The 14,059-nt window shown below is 54.7% G+C and carries 15 protein-coding genes; 8 read left to right on the top strand and 7 right to left on the bottom strand.

Going from position 1 to position 14,059, the window contains the following annotated elements; genetic code table 11:
- Position 1: 1 nt before the first annotated feature.
- Genes B4O97_RS08580 through B4O97_RS08565 form a run of 4 tightly spaced genes read right to left on the bottom strand, consistent with a single transcriptional unit; the run spans position 2 to position 3,594 of the window.
- The gene (locus tag B4O97_RS08580; protein WP_083050028.1) at positions 2 to 769 is read right to left on the bottom strand and encodes an SDR family NAD(P)-dependent oxidoreductase; all 768 of its coding nucleotides are present in this window, start codon (positions 767 to 769) and stop codon (positions 2 to 4) included.
- Positions 759 to 2,042, bottom strand: a complete 1,284-nt coding sequence (locus B4O97_RS08575) for a TRAP transporter large permease (protein WP_083050026.1) — start codon at positions 2,040 to 2,042, stop codon at positions 759 to 761. Before B4O97_RS08575 ends, B4O97_RS08580 begins: the two co-directional genes overlap by 11 nt.
- Complete coding sequence (locus B4O97_RS08570; protein ID WP_083050025.1) at positions 2,042 to 2,551, bottom strand: TRAP transporter small permease; 510 nt, start codon at positions 2,549 to 2,551, stop codon at positions 2,042 to 2,044. The genes B4O97_RS08575 and B4O97_RS08570 overlap by 1 nt, the downstream gene beginning before the upstream one ends.
- Before the next feature lie 23 nt (positions 2,552 to 2,574).
- Positions 2,575 to 3,594: a C4-dicarboxylate TRAP transporter substrate-binding protein gene (locus B4O97_RS08565; protein WP_083050023.1), complete on the bottom strand. Its 1,020-nt coding sequence runs from the start codon at positions 3,592 to 3,594 to the stop codon at positions 2,575 to 2,577.
- A gap of 247 nt (positions 3,595 to 3,841) precedes the next feature.
- On the opposite strand from B4O97_RS08565, the gene B4O97_RS08560 reads away from it, so the two are divergent.
- Complete coding sequence (locus tag B4O97_RS08560) at positions 3,842 to 4,558, top strand: GntR family transcriptional regulator (RefSeq protein WP_083050021.1); 717 nt, start codon at positions 3,842 to 3,844, stop codon at positions 4,556 to 4,558.
- Here B4O97_RS08560 and B4O97_RS08555 read toward each other — a convergent pair.
- Positions 4,555 to 5,406 (bottom strand): methyltransferase domain-containing protein, encoded by an 852-nt coding sequence (locus B4O97_RS08555; RefSeq protein ID WP_083050020.1) that lies wholly within the window; start codon positions 5,404 to 5,406, stop codon positions 4,555 to 4,557. The genes B4O97_RS08560 and B4O97_RS08555 overlap by 4 nt on opposite strands.
- Before the next feature lie 176 nt (positions 5,407 to 5,582).
- On the opposite strand from B4O97_RS08555, the gene B4O97_RS08550 reads away from it, so the two are divergent.
- From B4O97_RS08550 to B4O97_RS08540, 3 genes are read left to right on the top strand one after another with little or no spacing between them, the layout of a single operon-like run.
- Positions 5,583 to 6,359, top strand: a complete 777-nt coding sequence (locus B4O97_RS08550; RefSeq protein WP_233142994.1) for an MlaE family ABC transporter permease — start codon at positions 5,583 to 5,585, stop codon at positions 6,357 to 6,359.
- A complete protein-coding gene (locus B4O97_RS08545; protein ID WP_083050018.1) occupies positions 6,356 to 7,144 on the top strand; it encodes an ABC transporter ATP-binding protein in 789 nt (262 codons plus the stop codon). Before B4O97_RS08550 ends, B4O97_RS08545 begins: the two co-directional genes overlap by 4 nt.
- On the top strand, positions 7,137 to 8,567 hold the full coding sequence (locus tag B4O97_RS08540; RefSeq protein WP_083050016.1) for an MlaD family protein: 1,431 nt from the start codon (positions 7,137 to 7,139) through the stop codon (positions 8,565 to 8,567). Before B4O97_RS08545 ends, B4O97_RS08540 begins: the two co-directional genes overlap by 8 nt.
- A 2-nt stretch (positions 8,568 to 8,569) precedes the next feature.
- Here B4O97_RS08540 and B4O97_RS08535 read toward each other — a convergent pair whose 3' ends face one another.
- Positions 8,570 to 9,748 (bottom strand): MFS transporter, encoded by a 1,179-nt coding sequence (locus B4O97_RS08535; protein ID WP_083050015.1) that lies wholly within the window; start codon positions 9,746 to 9,748, stop codon positions 8,570 to 8,572.
- A 72-nt stretch (positions 9,749 to 9,820) separates the two neighbouring features.
- Positions 9,821 to 10,996, bottom strand: coding sequence for an NAD(P)/FAD-dependent oxidoreductase (locus B4O97_RS08530; protein ID WP_083050014.1), 1,176 nt, complete (start codon positions 10,994 to 10,996; stop codon positions 9,821 to 9,823).
- A gap of 207 nt (positions 10,997 to 11,203) precedes the next feature.
- Here B4O97_RS08530 and B4O97_RS08525 point away from each other — a divergent pair, with 207 nt between their 5' ends.
- Genes B4O97_RS08525 through B4O97_RS08510 form a run of 4 tightly spaced genes read left to right on the top strand, consistent with a single transcriptional unit; the run spans position 11,204 to position 14,030 of the window.
- Positions 11,204 to 11,488, top strand: a complete 285-nt coding sequence (locus tag B4O97_RS08525; RefSeq protein ID WP_083050012.1) for a hypothetical protein — start codon at positions 11,204 to 11,206, stop codon at positions 11,486 to 11,488.
- Between the two features lie 3 nt (positions 11,489 to 11,491).
- Positions 11,492 to 12,400: a metal ABC transporter solute-binding protein, Zn/Mn family gene (locus B4O97_RS08520; protein ID WP_083050011.1), complete on the top strand. Its 909-nt coding sequence runs from the start codon at positions 11,492 to 11,494 to the stop codon at positions 12,398 to 12,400.
- Positions 12,397 to 13,164 carry a metal ABC transporter ATP-binding protein gene (locus B4O97_RS08515; RefSeq protein ID WP_083050009.1) on the top strand — a complete coding sequence of 256 codons (768 nt, stop codon included), beginning with the start codon at positions 12,397 to 12,399 and terminating at the stop codon, positions 13,162 to 13,164. The genes B4O97_RS08520 and B4O97_RS08515 overlap by 4 nt, the downstream gene beginning before the upstream one ends.
- Positions 13,161 to 14,030, top strand: a complete 870-nt coding sequence (locus tag B4O97_RS08510) for a metal ABC transporter permease (protein WP_096348861.1) — start codon at positions 13,161 to 13,163, stop codon at positions 14,028 to 14,030. The genes B4O97_RS08515 and B4O97_RS08510 overlap by 4 nt, the downstream gene beginning before the upstream one ends.
- Positions 14,031 to 14,059: the final 29 nt, after the last annotated feature.

Raw genomic sequence — 14,059 nt, 5'->3', positions numbered from 1 at the left:
TTCAATCCATCAATGCTCCGCCGTTGACGTTGAGTACCTCTCCGGTAATAAAACGGGCGCCGGGGGAGACGAGGAAAAGGGCCGCGTCGGCAATCTCCTCCGGCCGGGCGAGACGCTTCAAGGGGATGGACTCTATAACCGCTCTGCGCTTTTCCTGTGACCATTCCGCGCTCATGTCCGTTTCCACCGCATGGGGAGCAACGGCGTTGACCGTTATGGAGTATTCCGCCAGCTGGCGGGCCAGAGAGCGGGTAAGGGTATTGACCGCTCCCTTGGAGGTTCCGTAGGCCGGGGAGGCGGTGATGTCGCCCATTTTACCGGCAATGGAGGTGATGTTCAGGATGGATCCTGATTTACGCTCCTGCATGTAGGGAACAACCGCCTTGCACATATTGAAGGCCCCGTTGAGGTTTACATCCATTACTGAAAGCCACTTCTCGTGGCTCAGGTTTTCTATGGTCTCCCTGGCGATGATACCGGCATTGTTCACCAGTATGTCACAGGGGGCGTACTCCGCGGCGAGCTGCTGAATGGTACGTTCCACCATACCATGGTCCGTTACATCCAGGGCCACGGGAACCGCCTGTCCCCCTTCCGCTTCGATGGAAAAGACAAGCTCAGAGGGCTCTTCCAGGTCGACTGCAATAACCAGCGATCCGGCGGCGGCAAAGCGTCTGGCAATGGCGGCCCCGATTCCGCGGGCCGCGCCGGTAACGATTGTAATCTTTTCTGCCAGCAATTTTGCTTCGGCAATTGTATCAGCTGCCATACAGTATCCTTGGTACAAAAAGTACCACATCAGGTAAAAAGACGAGAATCACAATGTAGATTACGAAGGCCACCAGGAAGACCATGAACTCCCGCAGATACTCCTTTGTGGGGCACTCCAGAATGGAGCAGACCGTGTACATGGATATACCGATGGGCGGGGTAAGAAGTCCCATGGTTATAACCGAGCACATGATCAGTCCGAAGTGAACCGGATCGACACCGAGTTCCTCCACCATGGGCAGAAGAATGGGCGTCAAAAGCAGAATGGCCACGGAGCCTTCCATTATCATTCCGACGATAATCAGGAAACCGATTATCATGAGGAGTACCACCGAGGGGTTCAGGGATACGCCGGAGATGAACCTGGTCAGCATCTGCGGAACCCGGTCTATGGGGATGCCGTAGCCGAAGATCCCCGACAGGGAGATGATAAACATTATGGCACCGATGTCGCGAATGGTGTGATGCATGGTCTCCTTGAGGCGTTCCCAGGTAAATTCCTTGTAGACGAAAACTCCCACCAGAACCGCGTATACGCAGGCGAAGGCGCCGACCTCCGAAGGTGTAAAAAGTCCGAAGCGGATACCCACGAGGAGCAGGATAGGGAATACGAGGGCCCAGATCGTATCGGCCAGGGACTCGAATATCTCCCTGATGCTTGCCTTTTTTTCCCTCTCGGGCTTCCATTTACGGATTCTTGCTGTTACCGCGACTGTTCCCATCATTACGACCATCATCAGGAATCCCACCATGAGTCCCGCAGCAAAGAGGCGGCCGATGGATACCTCTCCTACGGTACCGTATATGATTATGCCGATTCCCGGGGGAATGGTCGCGGTTATAAGAGATGTAAAGCCGATTACACTGGCGGTATAGCCCTTGGAGTATCCCCGCTTGAGCATGCCTGGACCGAGTATACGGGCTTCCATGGCCGCGTCGGCAGTGGCCGATCCGGAGACTCCCCCCATCAGGGTACTCAAAACGACACTCACCTGGGCCAGGCCGCCCTTCATATGTCCGGTAAGCAGGGTGGAGAGTTTCACGAGCCTGGAGGTGATTCCGGTGGCATTCATCAGGTTCCCGGCAAATATGAAAAGCGGGATTGCCAGCATGGGCACGGTCTGGGTCTGGGATACCGGGAGCTGGGCAATCATGGTAAAGGGGAGTTCCGGGTGCTGCAGAAAGAACATGACCCCGGAAATGCCGATGGCAAAGGCCACGGGCATGCCGATGGCCAGGAAAAACAGAAATACGACGGCTACTACAAGCATCACTGACCCCCGTCTTTACGAAAGAGTGTAATAATCTTCTCCACCGTGGAACGAAGCAGAAGCAATGCCCCCACGGGAAGACTCATGGTTATATAGGAGTAGCTGAAGTTGGGAATTCCCTGAAACGCCCGTTCCCGGGTTTTATAGGCCAGGATGATTCCGTAGTAGACCAGGGCCAGCAGGAATACAAGGATGATCAGATGGATGACCAGCGACAGGATGCGCCGCATGTTGTCAGAGAGTCTGGCCTGAAAGAAATCAAGGTTGACCAGCTTGTTGTCCCGGTAAGCCACGTCGGCACTGAAAAATACGGCCCAGGAAAACAGAAAAAGGGATATATCCAGCGACCAGTTGATGGGCCGCGAGAACGACCGTACAACCGCCGCCAGAAAGATAAGGGAGGTCGAAGCAATGAGGCAGACGCCCGCCACCACAGATTCTCCGTCCTCGATCTTTTTGGATAGATACTTTAAGCGATTCATGTTGTTGTCGGATGAAGACTGCCTCATTGTAGGACCTCCTTACGATACGTTTACTTTCCCATTTCCTTGAAGATCTGGTTCCGTACATCCAGCAGGCCAAGGGCTTCGTAGGCCGCGATGGAGTTCTTCTTGAAGGCTGCGATGTCGATCTCGGAATGGGGAATGATGGTCATGCCCTCTTCCTGAAGTTTAACCTTGGCATCGTCGGCAAGTTCTCCCATGATGCGTCTGGAAACCCGGAGCCCGGCGTTTTCGCACTCTTCCTCCAGAATGGTCTGGTACTCTGCGGGAAGATTGTTGAACCAGTCGGCGCTGCAGATGGCGAAGTTGATAAGCATGATGTGCTGGGTTTCGCTCAGGTAGTCCAGTACCTCGTACATCCGGGTGCTGTAGGTCGCGGGGTACACGTTGCCGGCACCGTCAACTACCTTGGTCTGAACACCACTGTATACCTCTCCGTAGTTAAGGGCAACAGGAGTTGCACCCAGGGAGCGGATGGACTCCATCCAGATGGGAGCATTGGGGGAACGGATCAGAAGTCCCTTCATGTCCGCGGGAGAATAGATCGGCTTGTTGGTGAGCATGTTCCGGAAGCCCTGAACCCATGAAAAGGAAAGAACCTTGATTCCGTACTGCTCCTCCAGCTGCTTCTTCCATCCGTCAACGGTGGCCAGGGTGTTGAGGGTCTGTACCTCTTCCAGGGTATCGGCAAAGTAGGGGCCATTCATGACGGCGATATCGGGAACGTAGTTACCCAGGCGTGCCGAGTCGGTGTTCTGACCCACGTTCGCTCCCTGACGGATCTGTTCGATGATGTCCTCTTCCACACCCAGCTGGGAGCTGTGGAATACTTCGATGGTCAGATTTCCGTCGGTTCTTTTGGCTACGGCGTCCGCCCACTCCAGGTAGGCCTGGTGGTAGGGGTCTTTTTCGGTGAGTACATGGTTGAAGCGCAGGACATATTTCTTCTGTCCTCCCTCTTCTCCTTCCCCTCCGGCAAAGAGAGGCAGTGCCGAAACCAGCAGCAGTACTGCCAGCAGACATACGACTGTTCTTGCAGTGTGTTTCATAATATCCTCCTATCTGATATATCAGATGATATGTTAACCTTACACCCCATATCAGGAGCTGTCAATAAGAAATCCGGGGTTAAACTGTAACTATTCCTGTTTTCAGATGATATTATGGGTAGATACGCATAAAAATTACGGTGATATAACAGCAAAGGCTTTAAGCGTTTTTAATCAAATATATCAGATATCAGGCTGCTTGCTTGTAAAGACACCCTTTTTCTGATATGCTTGAGGAGAGAAATATATGAGCGAGCAACAGGTTGTAGATCCTCCCAGGTTTTCCATTGCCAACGGTACAAGCCTGAGTGATCAGGTATATGCGTATTTAACGAATAAAATTATCACCGGAGAACTGAAATTCGGTGACCGTCTGAATATCAAGGAGATCGCGTCGCGTCTGCAGGTCAGCAGCATGCCGATCCGGGATGCCATCAAGCGTCTTGAACAGGACCGGGTCGTGGTTGTAAATCCCCGGAGTACCTGCCTTATCAGGACTCCCACCAAGCAGGATGTTCTTGATGCCATAGATGCCCGGCGCATGATTGAGCATTTTGCGGTGGAGCTGGTTCACCGCCATGTCCGTTTGAACGAACTCAGCCTTCTGGATTCCTTACTCGCCCGTATGGAATCCATTGCCGCCGAGGATATCAGCGGGGGAGCTGCGGACCATCTTCAGGAGTACATTGATCTTGACCGGGAGTTTCACAGGGAGTTATGCAATCTTTCCCGCAATGACTATGTGCGTCAGTTCTATACCATAGTAAATATCCATCTGAGCATGAGCTTCAGTTACGGTTGCGGAGTCTGTCACGGCGCTTCGGCGACCTACGAGGAACACCGCAGGCTTGTGGAGTACCTGAAAGCCCACTCTTCCGAGGCCCTGGATGTAATAGACTCCCACCTGATGAAGAGCCGGGAGAATATCATGAAGGAGCCTACTTTTCAGACCCTGCCGGACTAGGCGGATTCTCTGCTTTTCTGGAAAACGAGAAAACGGTACTGCATGCTTCCGCGCCTGAGCATGGAAGAGAGAGCGGTTTTACCTGCCAGCGTTTCCGCCCTGAACAGTCGGATTTTTCCGGCAAACAGTGAGACCGCCCCGGCTGTAACGGATAAGAAGGGTGACACCCTGAGCCATCCGGTAAAATCCTCTGCAGCGATTGTTTCGAGGCCCGCGTCCTCAAAGCTGCCGATCCAGTCCCGGGCGGAACGGATCCCCGGTGCGTATCCGTATTCCCTGAGCGTCCTCAGGAGGCTCCTGTCCTTTGGAGGGAGGCTCTTTTCCCCGTCCTTCAGCATGTAGTCGCAGAGAATCATTCTTCTGCCGGGAACAAGGCTTTCCGCGACCAGCGGGGCGATGTCCGCCTCTTCCGGGAGACCGGAGGTGCTCTCAACTGCGTACATGAGGTCATGGTCAGGAAAAAGACGAAAAACCTTGGGATCCCGGAAGTCGCCCTCGAATATACGGATTTTTTCCTGGAGTCCCTGCCTGAGTATATGCTCGTCCGCCGCCTGTTTTCGGGTCCTGCTGAGGGTAAGACCCGAGTAGCGGGCATCCCGGGCCTTTGCCAGGTCGATCAGTGTCGCGCCTGTTCCGCAGCCCAGATCCAGGACCTTTCCGGCGTCAAGGGCCAGGGCGTGTTCCTCTATGCGCTTATTGATGTAGAGGGCCGCCTGGGTCCTGTTTTTTACCCCCGGTGCCCATACTGCGCGATGCTCGCTGAGGCGTCCCGCTCTTTTTCCCGAAAAGCCGGGTCTGCGTGTGTTGCGGTCAAAATTATCCGCAATACTGTGCCGGCGTGCTGACATAAGCCTCCCGTTCTGTACGTACAGATAGAGTATTGCACATCCTCCGTCCTTCTGCAAAGAAAAAAGAGCAGTTTTTGGAGCTGCACAAAAACTGTCTGTTTATCTATAGTTTATACGTGGATTATAGATTTTCTCATTGCAACGTGTTAAAAGATGGATAGCTGTTGGTGCGCACCATGAAGAAAATGTTTTCTGAGTTAAAAACAGTACAACTTCTCGAAGAACTCGGACGTTTCACTCTGTTCGTGATTGACGTGCTGCGCTGGAGTTTTCGCCGGCCCTTGAGGCCCGGACTGTTTGTACATCATCTGGATCATATCGGTGTCGGTTCAATACCCATAATTCTGCTTTCCGGTATGGCAACGGGGATGATCATGTCCCTTCAGATGATCAACGTACTCGCATTCTACAACTCCGATGCCTTTGCCGGTGCGGGAGTCGGCATAACCCTTGCCCGGGAACTGGCTCCCATTATGACGACCCTGATGCTGATCGGCAAAAACGGCTCCGCCATTACCGCGGAACTGGGGACAATGCGCATAAGCGAACAGATCGATGCCATGGAAACCATGTCCGTCAGTCCGATACAATACCTGGTCGTCCCCCGGGTGTGGGCCTGTACGGTGGCTTTTCCCATACTGACAGCCATGGCGAATGTTGTAGGTGTCGCGGGCAGTTATATCGTCTCCGTATTTTTCCGGGGCGTCGACAGCGCCGCCTTTCAGCACTACCTCTTTGAACTGGTGGACCCCCAGGATATTCTTGCAGGACTTATCAAGGCCACGGTCATGGGATTTATGGTCAGTATCATCTCCTGCTTTTTCGGTTACCACGTAAGCGGAGGGGCAAAAGCGGTGGGAGATACCGCGACCAGGTCGGTGGTGGTATCTTCGGTGAGCATACTGCTTGCCGACTACCTTATGGCAACCATTCTGCTGCAGGTGCTTCCATGAAAAACGAAGATACGATCCTGGAGGTACGGGGTCTCAAAAAAGCCTTCAAGGGGCAGGTCGTTCTCGACGGGGTGGATGTTACCTTTCCCAGGAAAAGAATAACCGCCATATTCGGACAGAGCGGCACCGGCAAAAGCGTTCTGATGAAGAACCTGATCGGGATTCTTGATCCGGATGAGGGTGAAATCCTCATCGACGGTCAGGATGTGGTGGGCATGTCCCCGGACGAAAAGAGGAAAATCCGTCGTCGTCTGGGATACCTGTTTCAGGATGCGGCCCTTTTCGATTCCATGAATGTGGGCGAGAATATCGCTTTCCCCCTGGTGGAGGTACTCAATATCAGGGACAAGCTGAAGATAAGAAGGCGTGTCAGCGAGCTTCTTGAATGGGTCCAGCTTCCGGGGATAGAATCAAAGATGCCCGGTGAGCTTTCCGGAGGTATGCGAAAGCGGGTCGGCCTGGCGCGTTCCCTGGCTTCGGAGCCGGAGATCATGCTCTTTGACGAGCCGACCACCGGTCTTGATCCGATACTCAGTGATAATGTACATAAACTGATCGAGCGGGTTAATCGCGAGCTTGGCATGACGTGCATAGTAATTACCCACGATATTGCAGGGAGTTTCGGTATGGCCGACAAGATCGCGTTCTTACACGAAGGCAGGGTACTGGCCCAGGGGGAACCGGAATCCATGCGTTGTGTGGACCACCCGGTCTTACAGCGATTTTTCGAGTTTTCCTTTGGCTCTGAGGACTCGGAGGCTGCAAAGGGAGAAGAGAATGAATAGGTTGGTAAAAATCGGGCTTTTTGTTCTGATTACAGGTGCGGGGAGTATCTACTACGTGGTGCAGACCGCCGACAGTCTTGATGCCCCTTCAACCTATCAGGTACAGGCCTATATCAAAGACGCCTCCGGGCTTCGGCCGGGCACCCAGGTCTGGGTTGCGGGTGTCGATGTGGGCCGGATACGGGAAATCGATCTTGAACAGGGGCAGGCCCGCCTGATGATGGAGCTTTCCTCGATCGTTCCGGTGTACCGCGACGCTGTTATACGCAAGCAGACCCAGTCCATGCTGGGAAACGCCATAGTGGCTCTGGATCCGGGTACCCCCCAGTCGGTTCCCATACCGCACGGGGGTGTTATTCAGAACGTTGTCAGCAGCTCCGGGATGGAACAGGCCTTTGGTTCGATAGATGAACTGGCCAAAGAGATGAGGTCCTTTATGGAGAAACTCAACTCCCTTATGGACGAGAAGGGGGGGTATGAGGCGATAGGGGATATTTTGACCATTTCCCGGGATACCGTGGCCAATACCAGCCGTATGGTGGAGGTCAACCTGGCATTGCTGCAGGAGTCCCTGGAGAATATCGCAGTAGTCACTGAAAGACTGGAAGGCAACAGCGTCTCGGACCTTCAGGACCTTTCGTCGATTCTGCGGCATACCGCGGGAATTACCGAAAGGGTAGACCGTCTGCTTGCTCAGCAGGATGGACGAATCGCAGATACCATGGTATCTCTGCAGGCGAGTATCGAGAATCTGAATGAGAGTCTGGAGAATATAAAGAACGTAACCTCAAAAATAGAACGGGGCGAAGGCAATCTGGGAAAACTGGTCAACGAAGACGACCTTTATGTCAAGATAGACAAAGTGGTTACCGGGGTGGATGAATTCATTGATTCGGCCCTGGGCATGGATGTTCAGGTGGGATTCAGGTCCGAGTACATGACCATCGATCAGGGCACGAAAAACCATGCGGATGTTCGGCTTGCATATGCGGACAAGGGCAAATACTACAGCGTGGGACTGGTCAGTTCCATGGCCGGGATGAGCGATTCCGGCTCAGATGACGATGACGATGATGATCTGAAAATTTCCGCACAGCTCGCCCGGGAATACGGTCCCCTCACGTTGCGCGGAGGCGTTATCGAGAACAGCGTCGGTCTGGGACTTGAATTTTCTCCCATTGAAAAGCTGAACCTTGCCTCCGAGGTGTTCAGTTTCAGCCAGGACGGCGGTCCTTACCTGAGGGGCTACGGGACTTTCTACCCGATTTACGATCCCCGGAGTAACAACCCTCTGAACTGGCTCTACCTGGCCGGGGGAGTGGACAACGCCCTGACCTCCGACCGGGACTATTTCCTGGGACTTGGACTGCGCTTTACCGATAACGACCTGAAGGGAATTCTTCCCTATGCGCCATCTCCCTGATCTCAGCAGCGCTCCCGTATGGTCGCGGGAAGGGATCTCAGCAGAAGGACGCTGAGTATCCCCAGGCTCCCGAGTACGATGAAACTGATGGAAAAATAGCCCGCCGCTCCGGCAGTCCCGAAGGCCATGGGGGTAAGCCCTCCGCCCAGGATGTTCGACAGGGGAATGGCCAGGGATACCGCAAGATTCCTGGCTTCCGGTTTCGCTATCCTGGTAACGGCGCTGAGGGCGGCGGGAAAAAAGGACTGGGTTACCGCGGGCTGCAGAAAAACCACCACCAGCAAAAGCGGGCCGGAGACAAAACCGATGAGCACGGTAAGTACGCTGGTAAACAGCAGGATCGATGCCAGGACTATCCTGTATCCGAACCTGTCCGCCAGGTGACCTGCCAGGTAGATGGAGGCGAATCCCGTTACCCTGGAAAACCCGATCAGGGTGTTCAGCATTCTTTCCGGCAGATTGTGTTCCACCTGCAGATAGGTGGGAAGGACAGAGAAAACCCCGGTAGCCAGGGAGACGCTTATGGCTATCAGAAGCAGGAGTATCCAGTATTCCGGTACGGAGGCAAAAAGCCTGATGCTGGCAAAATTGGGCGGGGCTCCGCAGTCGTTCGGCCCCTTGTCGGACAGGAGAAAAAACAGGGCGGCGCCGAAGGCCGCGATTCCGGTAGCGCAGAGAACTCCCCGCCAGCCGAGTACGGGGGCCATGAGGGCGGAGAATATGGGGGCCAGAATGAAGGCCGCGTTGGGTCCCATCTCGTGAAAGGAGAGTGCCCTGGTCCGGAATCTGTCGGGAACAATCCGGGTAACCGACGCAAAACCGGATCCGTGGTACAGACCGTTGGAGTAGCTCAGTAGCCCCATGAACAGGTGAAACAGCGGGAAGCTTGTTACCGTGGACAGGAGAAACAGGCTGATTCCCGTCATCAGGGCACCGCTTAATATGGTGTAATGATGGGTCAGGCGGCAGGCGATGAATCCCGAAGTTATGAGGCCCAGGGAAAAACCGACGGCACTTGTAAGAAAAAAGCTCGAAGCCTGGTCGTAGCTGATTCCAAGATCAGCGGATATGCGGAGGAGCAGGGGAGAAAGAAGCAGTCTCGGAAAGACTGCAAAAAACATCATGACGATAAAGCGGAATACCCTGGGAAAATCGGCGGAAAAGCGGTAGTTGTCCATCATGTTTCAGTATCTGATAATGTGTCTGACAAGTCAATCGAGGAGAGGTGGAAAGCCGGGTAAATACAGCGTCTGTTAAACCGGCCGGACTGCGTGTCGCTTTTCTATTCCCTCAACAATCTCTCTGAAAGCTGCCCCCTGACGTACCAGCGGCGTGATGATTGTTTTTCCTATGGAGGGGTCGCCGCAGTAGAGTGCGGAGACAAAATCATCTCCCCTGTGAAAAATGCGACAATACTCCATATCCCGGTCCTGTTGGAGTTTGACTGATTCAACTCCCGGATCTGCTTCCAGGGCAGGGTTGTACCAGAGGGCGTAAAAGTGCCGGTCAAAAAGGTCCAGTTTCAATCGGAAGGGTTTTTGTTCGAGTTCCGCTTCTCCCCCGGCCATGTTGATACCGGCGGTAAAACCCTGATATTCAGCGCTGTGCCAGAGACCGGAGGTAAAGGGAAATACCGGCTCGGCGATGTCTCCGGCGGCGTAGATCTCAGCTTCGGATGTTCTGCAACGGGTGTCGATCACGACCCCGCTCAATGTCTCTATTCCTGAGTCATTTAGCCAGAGGGCAGCGGGATTTATTCCCACGGAGGCTACGATACCGTCCCATTCGGACCTGCCCCCGGTCTCGTTCAGGGTATAGCGGTTCCGGACATGGACGCCATGGTCCAGGAGGTCCTGCTCTATCAGCTTCGACATGGCCGGGTCGACCCGGGAAGCCATGGGTCGGGAATCCGGTCCTGTCAGGTCGACCTCCTTGCCCATGAGCTTGAACTGCTCCGCGAGTTCTACGCCCTGAATACCGTTACCCACAACACAGACCCGTTGCCAGTCCCGGGCCTCCCGGAAGATACTCTGACCTTCGCTTTTTTCCCTGAGGTACCGGACAGGGGCAGGATCCGGAATTTCCAGGGGTGAGGCTCCGGAGGCGATGCACAGCCGGCCATAGGCGATCTTCCTCCCGTCCGCCAGGAAGAGGGTATAGATATGGGGTGCCAGATCAACCGCTTCGGCCCCCAGATAGACGGTGATTCTCTGTTCCTCGTACCACCCGGGAGGATGGAGCAGAAAGTCCTGGTCCCCGTAATTGTTATGAAGCTCCTTGCTCAGTTTGGTACGCTTGTAGGGGAGTACCTTTTCCCGGGAGATCAGAAGAACCGATCCGGAAGAGTCAAGACTGCGAATTCCTTCGGCGCAGCTTACCCCTGCCCGGGAGGCGCCTACGATTACATAGTCGAAATAGGTTCCCGCCATAGCTCAGCGGCTCCGGAAGAAGTTTTCGTGTCCATTGCCCATAGTCATACTGAGAAAATACAACCAGCCGGGGAAAAAGGGAACAGCAACATTATAAAAATGGTCATAAAACAGATTTTCCCCTTTTCCTCTTGACCGTAATGCTCAATGTACGTATATCTAAAGAAGTGTAATACAAAGTAATACGAGGGTCCCGAGAGGTACGAAATGAAAAAAGAGAGTGTGGTTACCTTCAAGGCGGATGAGAGACTTGCAGAACTCCTGCATGCATTGCCTAACCGTTCCGAGTTTATCCGCAGGGCTCTGCTCGAAGCCCTGGACAGCACCTGTCCCCTCTGTCAGGGTTCGGGTATTCTGAGTCCCTCCCAGCGGGAACACTGGAAGGAGTTCTCCAGGCACCATCGGGTTGGACAGTGCGGTGACGGCTGCGGAGAATCAATTCTTTTTTGCGACTATCAGGCTTCCCTAAAATCCGGAAACGGCAAGGAGTAACAGATGAACCGTTTATTCAGAGTTCTTGTGCTTGTAATTTCTTCAGTGACCCTTCTGTCCGCCGGCGGCCAGAAGGACGCTCCTTCTTCAGAGAGGGGGAGGATCAATGTTTTTGTCTCAATCCTGCCCCAAAAGTATTTTGCAGAGAGTATAGGCGGCGAAAATGTGGATGTCTCGGTCATGGTGCCCCCGGGAAAGAGCCCTGCAACCTACGAACCTTCTCCCCGGCAGATGGTCTCCCTGGGAAAGGCCGACCTCTTTTTTACTATAGGTGTCTCCTTCGAGAAAGCCTTTCTGGAGAGGGTCTCATCGACCCTTACGTCCCTGCGGATAGTGGCCACCGACCGGGGAATTACCAAGCGTTACCTCGAGGCCCATGGCCATGATGATGACCATGGGGACGAACACGGGGAGGAGAAAGGTGAACCCGATCCCCATATCTGGATGGATCCGCTGCTTGTCAAAGAGCAGGGGGCTGTCATGAGGGACGCGCTTATTGAACTGGATCCCGGGAAAGCTGACGCGTATCGTGAGGGGTACCGGAAGTTCGCCGCCGATCTGGACAGTCTCCACGAAGAGCTTGAGGAAATCCTCGCTCCCGCAAAGGGAAGCCTCCTCTTTGTTTATCATCCTGCCTTCGGCTATTTTGCCGACCGTTACGGACTGCGCCAGGAAGCCATCGAAACCGGAGGAAAGGAACCGAGCCCCGCTCTTCTGGAACAGGTTGTAATGGAGGCGCGGGAAGAGAAGGTGAAGGTGATCTTTGTCCAGCCGGAATTTCCGGAAAAGAGCGCCCGGGCCGTAGCCGACGCCATTGACGGTGCTGTCGTACCTGTCGCTCCCCTGGCGGAGGACTATATGGAAACCCTGCGGTCCCTGGCCAGGGAAGTAGCACAGGGGGTCTCCCGGTGAGCAAACCCGAACCCTGCTGTGTTATCCATGCCCGGAACATCTCCTTTGCCTACGATGACAAGCCGGTCCTCAAGGATGTCAGTTTCCAGGTACAGGCGGGCGAAATGGTGACCATTGTGGGTCCCAACGGAGGGGGAAAAAGCACCCTGCTGAAAATCCTCCTGGGTATCCTTGAACCCCGGAGCGGCAGCCTGGAAATCCTCGGAAAACCCTCCAGGGAAGCCCTTCACCTGATCGGGTATGTTCCCCAGTACGCCCGCTTCGACGAGCGTTTTCCCATAACCGTGGAGGAGGTCGTCTTAAGCGGGCGCATAAAGCCCCGCTTCGGCTTCTATTCCGCCGGAGACCGCAGCCATGCCCGGGAGGCCATGGAACGGGTAGGCATGGAGGATCTGGCTAAAAACTCCTTCTCCGCCCTCTCCGGGGGGCAGCGCCAGCGGGTGCTGATCGCCCGGGCCCTTGTGGGGGACCCCCGCATTCTGCTTCTTGACGAACCCACCGCCAACGTGGACGCCTTTATGAGCGAGCGTTTTATTCAGCTGGTTTCGGAGCTGGCAAAGGAGCGGACCGTGCTGCTGGTGACCCACGATACGGGCTATGTTTCCGGGATTACTGACCGGGTCTTCTGTGTGAACCGGGGACTTGAGGAGCATCCCGCCGAAGATGCCGGGGCCGATCTGGTGCATGCCTCCTACGGCCAGTCCGTAAGGGCTGTCCGTCACGATATTAAACTTCCCCACCCCGGCGAGGAGGCACAGCGGTGAGCGCATTTATTGAAGCCCTTACCAATCCTTCCATGCCCTTTATCCGCTATGCCCTTATCGCAGGGCTCCTTTCCTCAGCGGCCTTCGGCATGGTGGGCTCTTTTGTAGTTGTCCGCAGAATCAGTTATATCGCCGGCGCCGTCAGCCATGCAGCCCTGGCCGGACTGGGGGGCTCCCTCTATTTGAAGGTGGTTCATGAAATTTCCTGGGTCTCTCCTCTTTTCGGGGCCACCGTGGCGGCCCTGCTCTCCGCCTGGATTATTGCCCTGGTGAACCTCTATGCAGCGGAGCGGGAGGATACCATAATTGGAGCCATCTGGGCGGTGGGCATGGCCATCGGTCTCCTCTTCATTGCAAAGACCCCGGGGTACATGGACCCCATGAGTTACCTGTTCGGAAACATACTGCTGATAGGGAAGGGGGACCTGCTGCTCATTATGGTCCTCAATCTGCTGGTGGTAGTCATGGTTCTGCTCTTTTACCCCCAGCTTCAGGCGGTCTGTTTTGACGAACCCTATGCCAGAACCAGAAACGTACCCACCGGGTTCTTCATGATCCTTCTGGTAACCCTGACCGCAGTAACTGTGGTGCTCATGGTATCAACCGTGGGGATCGTCATGGTTATAGCCATGCTGACCCTGCCTGCGGCCACCGCGGGTCTTTTTGCCCGGCGGCTGTCGGGAATGATGCTGTATGGAGGGATTATCTGCGCGGTCTCCAATGCGGCAGGGCTCTACAGCAGCTACACCCTGGATGTCCCTACCGGTGCCATGACCATCCTGGTAAGCGGCGGAATCTATGTAGCGGCCCTGAGCCTCCGCAGTCTTCTCCGGAGATTGCGTCTGCAGAGGGGAAGATCCGCCTGATCAATTCATGGGCCCTCATATTAGACTGG

The sequence above is a fragment of the Marispirochaeta aestuarii genome (genome assembly GCF_002087085.1).
In the GTDB taxonomy this organism is placed as follows: Bacteria; Spirochaetota; Spirochaetia; order JC444; family Marispirochaetaceae; genus Marispirochaeta; species Marispirochaeta aestuarii.
This window is presented reverse-complemented; position numbering and strand designations above follow the sequence as displayed.

Bases quoted from the DNA above. Each gene is read 5' to 3' on its own strand.
- B4O97_RS08580 (WP_083050028.1), bottom strand. From the start codon at position 769: ATGGCAGCTGATACAATTGCCGAAGCAAAATTGCTGGCAGAAAAGATT.
- B4O97_RS08575 (WP_083050026.1), bottom strand. From the start codon at position 2,042: ATGCTTGTAGTAGCCGTCGTATTTCTGTTTTTCCTGGCCATCGGCATG.
- B4O97_RS08570 (WP_083050025.1), bottom strand. From the start codon at position 2,551: ATGAGGCAGTCTTCATCCGACAACAACATGAATCGCTTAAAGTATCTA.
- B4O97_RS08565 (WP_083050023.1), bottom strand. From the start codon at position 3,594: ATGAAACACACTGCAAGAACAGTCGTATGTCTGCTGGCAGTACTGCTG.
- B4O97_RS08560 (WP_083050021.1), top strand. From the start codon at position 3,842: ATGAGCGAGCAACAGGTTGTAGATCCTCCCAGGTTTTCCATTGCCAAC.
- B4O97_RS08555 (WP_083050020.1), bottom strand. From the start codon at position 5,406: ATGTCAGCACGCCGGCACAGTATTGCGGATAATTTTGACCGCAACACA.
- B4O97_RS08550 (WP_233142994.1), top strand. From the start codon at position 5,583: ATGAAGAAAATGTTTTCTGAGTTAAAAACAGTACAACTTCTCGAAGAA.
- B4O97_RS08545 (WP_083050018.1), top strand. From the start codon at position 6,356: ATGAAAAACGAAGATACGATCCTGGAGGTACGGGGTCTCAAAAAAGCC.
- B4O97_RS08540 (WP_083050016.1), top strand. From the start codon at position 7,137: ATGAATAGGTTGGTAAAAATCGGGCTTTTTGTTCTGATTACAGGTGCG.
- B4O97_RS08535 (WP_083050015.1), bottom strand. From the start codon at position 9,748: ATGATGGACAACTACCGCTTTTCCGCCGATTTTCCCAGGGTATTCCGC.
- B4O97_RS08530 (WP_083050014.1), bottom strand. From the start codon at position 10,996: ATGGCGGGAACCTATTTCGACTATGTAATCGTAGGCGCCTCCCGGGCA.
- B4O97_RS08525 (WP_083050012.1), top strand. From the start codon at position 11,204: ATGAAAAAAGAGAGTGTGGTTACCTTCAAGGCGGATGAGAGACTTGCA.
- B4O97_RS08520 (WP_083050011.1), top strand. From the start codon at position 11,492: ATGAACCGTTTATTCAGAGTTCTTGTGCTTGTAATTTCTTCAGTGACC.